General features: G+C 64.2%; 5 protein-coding genes and 1 tRNA gene. All 6 read right to left on the bottom strand.

The genetic code is table 11. The features are described from left to right. Positions 1–77, bottom strand: a tRNA-Pro gene (locus tag B4E36_RS15590). Between the two features lie 167 nt (positions 78–244). Next, complete coding sequence (gene iolB, locus B4E36_RS15585) at positions 245–1,060, bottom strand: 5-deoxy-glucuronate isomerase (RefSeq protein WP_292057356.1); 816 nt, start codon at positions 1,058–1,060, stop codon at positions 245–247. Between the two features lie 30 nt (positions 1,061–1,090). After that, positions 1,091–1,993 carry a myo-inosose-2 dehydratase gene (iolE, locus tag B4E36_RS15580; RefSeq protein WP_292057354.1) on the bottom strand — a complete coding sequence of 301 codons (903 nt, stop codon included), beginning with the start codon at positions 1,991–1,993 and terminating at the stop codon, positions 1,091–1,093. A 2-nt stretch (positions 1,994–1,995) separates the two neighbouring features. Further along, the gene (gene iolD / locus B4E36_RS15575; protein ID WP_292057353.1) at positions 1,996–3,819 is read right to left on the bottom strand and encodes a 3D-(3,5/4)-trihydroxycyclohexane-1,2-dione acylhydrolase (decyclizing); all 1,824 of its coding nucleotides are present in this window, start codon (positions 3,817–3,819) and stop codon (positions 1,996–1,998) included. Continuing rightward, positions 3,816–5,747 carry a bifunctional 5-dehydro-2-deoxygluconokinase/5-dehydro-2-deoxyphosphogluconate aldolase gene (locus tag B4E36_RS15570; RefSeq protein WP_414673768.1) on the bottom strand — a complete coding sequence of 644 codons (1,932 nt, stop codon included), beginning with the start codon at positions 5,745–5,747 and terminating at the stop codon, positions 3,816–3,818. The genes iolD and B4E36_RS15570 overlap by 4 nt, the downstream gene beginning before the upstream one ends. Positions 5,748–5,854: 107 nt before the next feature. Continuing rightward, positions 5,855–6,305 (bottom strand): MurR/RpiR family transcriptional regulator (locus tag B4E36_RS15565; RefSeq protein WP_345900555.1); only part of this gene is annotated, 451 nt, incomplete at its 5' end.

Below are 6,305 nucleotides of genomic sequence, written 5' to 3'. Positions count from 1 at the left end.
TGGTCGGAGTGGCAAGATTCGAACTTGCGACCCCCTCGTCCCGAACGAGGTGCGCTACCAGGCTGCGCTACACTCCGTGACCAGCGGCTGCTCTATAAAACAGCCTGCCTGCTTCGGCAAGCGCCCCGCGACATTTTTTTGACGCGAGGCCCGATGTTATGAACCGTCCGGGGACTCAAGGCTGAAAGCGGCCTAGAAAACCGTCGCCGGACCGCCTGTCCCGCCCTCCCGGGAAGACCCGGTTTTACTCGGATTTGGCGTCGCGCTGGTAGATCCAGTCGTGATCCGGGTGGTTTTCGAATCGCCACTTGCGCAGCGGCCCGGCCATGGCGTTGAGGTAGTAGAGCTCATAGCCATAGGGCGCGCCGCAGGGGTGGTGGCCCTTCGGCACCAGCACCACGTCGCCATCCGACACCGCCATGGTCTCGTCCAGCGAACCATCTTCGGTGAACACCCGCTGGAAGGCGAAGCCCTGGGCGGGGTTCAGGCGGTGGTAGTAGCTCTCCTCCAGATAGGTCATGTCGGGGAAGCGATCCTCGTCATGGCGATGCGGCGGATAGGAGGACCAGTTGCCGGCGGGCGTGAACACTTCCGTCACCAGCAGGCTGTCGGCGACATCGCGCTCTTCCATCGCGATCGGGAAGATATAGCGCGTGTTGGCGCCCTTGCCGCGTTCGGTCAGCGCGATGCCTTCCGGGCCGATCACCTGCGCCTTGCGACCGGGCTTTGCCGGCGCGGTGCAGACCGCGAGCGTGCAATCGGTCGTGGCGGTGGCCGACCATTCGCTGCCGGCGGGAATATAGACGCAATGCGGCGGCAGGCGCTCGAACACGCTCATGCGTTCGCCGAGTTCGCCGAACGAAACATCGCCCGACGCGATCTCGGCCTTGCCCTCGACAAGCACGAGAATCACTTCGGTGTCGCCGGTGTCTTCGTGCGCACTTTCGCCGGGTTTCAGACGATAGAGCCCGAAGCCGACATAGCCCCAGTTCGCGGTTTCCGGCGTGATGTCGTGCACTTTGCCGGTGGTTGCCGTCGGTTTTCTGAGAAGTTTGCTCATCGCTTGCTTTCCCTTTTTTTGTCTTCCGCCTCAGGCGGCGGTATCGAGACCCGCTTGCCTCGCCATCGCTTTGAGGCTTTTCAGGCCGAGCGACTGATATTCGAACGGATTGCGCACATCCGGGTCCTGCTCGGCCTCGATCACCAGCCAGCCCTGATAGCCGGCCTTGGCCGCGATCTTCAGCACGGACGCGAAATCGACACCGCCCTCGGTATCACCCGGCACGGTAAACACGCCGCGGCGCACCCCTTCGAGGAAGGAGAGATTTTCATCGCGCACCTGCCGGCCAATCGCGGGCCGCACGTTCTTGGCGTGGATATGGCCGACGCGGCTGATATGCCTTGCGGCAAGCCGTTCCGGATCGCCGCCGCCGAACAGGCAGTGGCCGGTATCGAGCAGCAGCCTTGTCGCCGGCCCGGTGTTCTCCATCAACCGGTCGATCTCGTCCTCGGTTTCGACGATGGTGCCCATATGGTGATGGTAGACCAGCGTGATGCCCTGATCGGCGGCGTATTGCGCTAGGGCCTCGACGCCCGCGCCGAAATCGACCCACTCACCGTCGGCAAGCTTAGGCCGGTCATTGACCGGCTTGCCATCATCGTCGTGGATCGCGTTCGAGGTCTCGCAGACGATGATCACCTTTGCGCCCATCGCTTTCAACAGATCGAGCGCCGGCTGCATCGCCTTCTTCTCTTCCTCGACCGAATTTTCGAGCAGGTTGAGCGAATGCCAGCCGGAGACATATTTCAGGCCGCGCGGCTCCAGCACCGCCTTCAGTCCCTCGGGGTCCTGCGGGAACTTATGCCCCTTCTCGATACCGTCGAAACCGATCTTCGCGGTCTCGTCCAGGCATTGCTCGAGGCTGATATGGGCGCCGAGACTGCGGTCGTCGTCATTGGTCCAGGCAATCGGATTTGTGCCGTAAAGGATCATGCTCAGCTTCTCTTCCTGAGCGCGGCCTCATAGCCGGCGCGCGCTTCGTTGACTTCGCTCCGTTCGGAGACTTCCGGCACCGCGACATCCCACCAGTGGCCGCCGGCATCCGGCGTCGGGTATGGATCGGTGTCGATCACGATCACGGTTACCCCGCTCGCGTCCCGCGCCGCTGCCAGCGCTTCGTCGAGTTCCGCGATCGAGGCGACCTTCGTGGCCGTCGCACCCATTGCCGCCGCGTGCGCGGCAAAGTCGATGGCGATCGGGTTTTGGTGATTGGAATGGGCGTAGAGGTTGTTGAACTCGGCCCCGCCGGTCGCCATCTGCAGCCGGTTGATGCAGCCATAGCCGCGATTGTCGGTGATCACGACGGTGATCTTGACGCCCATGGCGACGGCGCTCGCAAGCTCGGAATTCGCCATCATGTAAGAGCCGTCGCCGACCATGACGACCACGTCGCGCTCCGGCTCCGCCATCTTGATGCCGAGCCCGCCGGCGATCTCGTAGCCCATGGTCGAGAAGCCGTATTCCATGTGGTAGGAGAGCGGCAGTTTCGCCTTCCACAGCTGATGCAGCTCGCCCGGCATGGTGCCGGCAGCGCACATCACCACGGTGTTGTCGCGCGCCGCGCGCTGGACCGCGCCGATCACCTGCATGTCGGTCGGCAGCGCATTGGTGTCTTCGGGCTTCGCGGTATAGGCGTCGGCCTTCGCAAACCATTCGGCCTTCAACGTCGCATCGGGCTCGGCAAAGCGTTTGTCGCCCAGCGCCGCGCTCAGCTTTTCGAGCCCCACGCGGGCATCGGCCACCAGCGGGATGGCGTCGTGCTTGGCGCTGTCGAAGGGCTGGACGTTGAGCGCCAGTATCCGGCGCTCGGGATGGCTGAACAGCGACCACGACCCGGTGGTGAAATCCTGAAACCGCGTACCGACACCGATCACCAGATCGGCCTTTTCAGCGACCGCATTGGCGCTTGCCGTGCCGGTCACGCCAACCGCACCGAAATTCAGCTCATGGTCCCAGGCAAGCGCGGATTTGCCGGCCTGCGTCTCGACAACGGGAATGCAATGCCGCTCGGCGAATGCCGCGAGCGTCTCCGTCGCGCCGGAAAAATGCACCCCGCCGCCGGCGACAATGACAGGGTTCTTCGCCGCCTCGATCGCCGCGACGGCGGCAGCGAACTCGGCCGCGTCCGGCTCCGGCCGGCGCTGTCGCCAGACCTTCTTCTGAAACAGCGTCTCGGGAAAATCAAAGGCTTCGGCCTGCACGTCCTGGCATAGTGACAGCGTCACCGGGCCGCATTCAGCCGGATCGGTCAGCACCCGCATGGCGCGCGGCAAGGCTGTGATCAGCTGTTCGGGGCGCATGATGCGGTCGAAATAGCGGCTCACCGGACGGAAGCAGTCATTGACGGTCATGGTGCCGTCGCCGAAATCCTCAAGCTGCTGGAGCACCGGATCGGGCCCGCGATTGGCGAAGACGTCGCTCGGCAGCAGCAGCACCGGCAGGCGGTTGACATGGGCAAGGGCGGCGGCCGTGACCATGTTGAGCGCGCCCGGGCCGATGGAGGAGGTGACGGCCATTGCGCGCTTGCGCCGCAACTGCTTGGCATAGGCGATCGCGGCATGGGCCATGGTCTGCTCGTTCTGGCCGCGATAGGTCGGCAGCACCTCGCGCATGCCGTAAAGCGCCTCGCCCAGGCCCGCGACATTGCCATGGCCGAAGATCGCCCAGACGCCGGCGATGAAGGGCTCGCCATCCTCGTTATACTGGTTTGCGAGATAGCGGACGGTTGCCTGCGCCGCCGTGAGCCGGATGGTTTTCATGCTGCATTCTCCTTGCGCGCGCGGTCCCAGACTGCGGCGAGACTGCGATATTTTTCCGCCATCTCGGCAATGGCGGTATCATCGTCAATGCGGCCGGCGAGCCATTTGCGCGCGGTTTCTCCGAATATGGTGCGGCCGACGGCGAAGCCCTTGACCAGATCGAATTTCGCCGCCGTCGCGAAGCTTTCCTCCAGTTCGGCGGCCGGCGCATCGAGCCCCAGCACGACGATGCCGCGCACATGGGGATCGTGGCGGGTGATCGCCGCGCATGCCTTTTCCCAGGCCTCTGCAGATTTCATCGGTTCCAGCTTCCACCAGTCGGGGTAGACGCCGATCTCATAGAAGCGGTCGATGATGGCGGCCGTGGTATCGTCATTCATGGCGGCGACCTTGGAAGGGATCACCTCCAGCAGGAATTCCAGGCCATTGCGCCTCGCGGCTGAAAACAGGCGCGACACGGTTGCCTCCTGATCGGCCCGCATGGCGGCGGCGTCATCCGGGTGATAGAAGCAGAGCACCTTGACGACATTGTCGACCGGCCATTCGCCGAGCCCGCCGAAATCCGCACCGATCTCGGCCTCGGTCGCAAGCGGGCGGGAGCCGGGCAGTTCCACCGGGCGGCCGATCCAGAGCCCCGTGCCGGTGGCGGCATAGAGCGCATCGCGCCCAAACCGGCCATCGCAGAGAATGCCGTAGCCCGGTCGGCCATCGGCAACGCGCAGCGCCGCCTTCAGGCAGAGTTCCTTGAACGGGCCGAGCCGCTCATGGGAAACGCCCGCCTCGTCCGCCATTTCCTCAAGCTGGATGCGGTGATCGAAGGCGAAGACGCGCATTTCCGGCCAGTCGCCGGTGCGGTTCGTCGACCAGTGCACCTGCTCGAGCGCCTTGTCCTTGCGCAGCGCCTTGTTACGAATGCCGGTACGGAAGAAATACTGCAGCTCCTCCCAGCTGGGGTAAGCCGGCGTGCAGCCGTGGCGCGACACCGCGAAGGCCCCGCAGGCATTGGCGTATTTCAGGCTGATCGGCCAGTCCTCGCCGGAAAGCCAGCCTTTCAGCAGGCCGGACATGAAACCGTCGCCGGCGCCGAGCACGTTGAACACCTCGATCGGAAACCCTTCGCCGGTCTGGCCGTCATCGAGGCTTGCCGGGATGTCGCCATCGAACACAACCGCACCCATCGGGCCGCGCTTGCACACCAGCGTCGCCTTGGAGACCTTCCTCACCGCCTTCAGCGCCGCAAGCGTATCGGTGCTGCCGCCGGCGATGTGGAATTCCTCCTCCGTGCCGACGATCAGATCGAACAGGGAGAGCGTGGATTGCAGCTTGGCGGTGACGGCGTCCGATTCGATGTAGCGGCTTTCGCCCGCGCCATGACCGGCAAGGCCCCAGAGATTGGGGCGATAATCGATATCGAGCGCGGTCCGGGCGCCGTTCTCGCGCGCCAGCCTGAGCGCCTTCAGCACGGCGGCCTCGGTGCGGGGGTGGGAAAGGTGGGTGCCGGTGGCGCAGACGCAGCGCGCCTCGGCGATATAGGCCGGATCGATATCCTCTTCCGACAGCGCCATATCGGCGCAGTTTTCGCGATAGAAGATTAGCGGAAACTGTTCCTGGTCGCGGATGCCGAGCAGGACCAGCGCCGTCAGCCGCTCCGGATCGGTTTTGACGCCGCGCACGTCGACGCCCTCGCGCACCAGCTGCTCGCGGATGAACCGGCCCATATGTTCGTCGCCGACGCGGGTCAGCAGACCGGATTTGAGGCCGAGACGCGCCGTGCCGGCGGCGATATTCGTGGGCGAGCCGCCGATATACTTGTTGAAGGAGGCCATGTCCTCCAGCCGCCCGCCAACCTGGGCGCCGTAAAGATCCACCGACGACCGGCCGATGGTGATCAGGTCAAGTGACGACAATAATGCCTCCCTGCCGGACATGTCTGCCGGCCTGCGCGCCATGTAGGGTCATGGCGTCCGTTTCGCTCATTTTTGGATTATAAATTCTATTTTTTTGAATTTCAATATTAACATTCGGATTTCGAGGCTCACGATCCGTTGCGCGCCGCGCCGACGGCGACCGTCAGGGCAATCGCCAGACCGAGCGTGGCGGACAGCGAACGGAAGGCTCCGAAATCGACCTCCGAGACCGAAAGCGTCGTCGCCGAAAACGGTCGCAACGGGCTGACGACAGTGTCGGTAATGCCGATCACCGGAATGTCGTTGCCTGCCGCCTGCTCGGCGAAGGCCACCGTCTCGGCGGTATAGGGCGCGAAGCTGATGGCGATCACGACATCGCCCGGCCGCACGGCCTGATAGTTGGCAAGCCCGCCGACCGCGCCGTGCAGCATGGCCGGCACATTCATCCGCTCGAAGGCATAGGCGATGTAGGTCGCCACCGAAAACGCGCGCCTGAGGCCGATGATGTGGATCATCGCCGCTCCGGAGAGCAGCTCCACCGATTTTTCTAGCTCGGCCGGCTCCACCGTCTTCAGCAGG

The sequence above is a fragment of the Martelella sp. UBA3392 genome, from assembly GCF_002358775.1.
GTDB classification, from domain to species: domain Bacteria; phylum Pseudomonadota; class Alphaproteobacteria; order Rhizobiales; family Rhizobiaceae; genus Martelella; species Martelella mediterranea.
The sequence above is the reverse complement of the archived record's forward strand: the minus strand, read 5'-3'. Positions and strand labels throughout refer to the sequence as shown.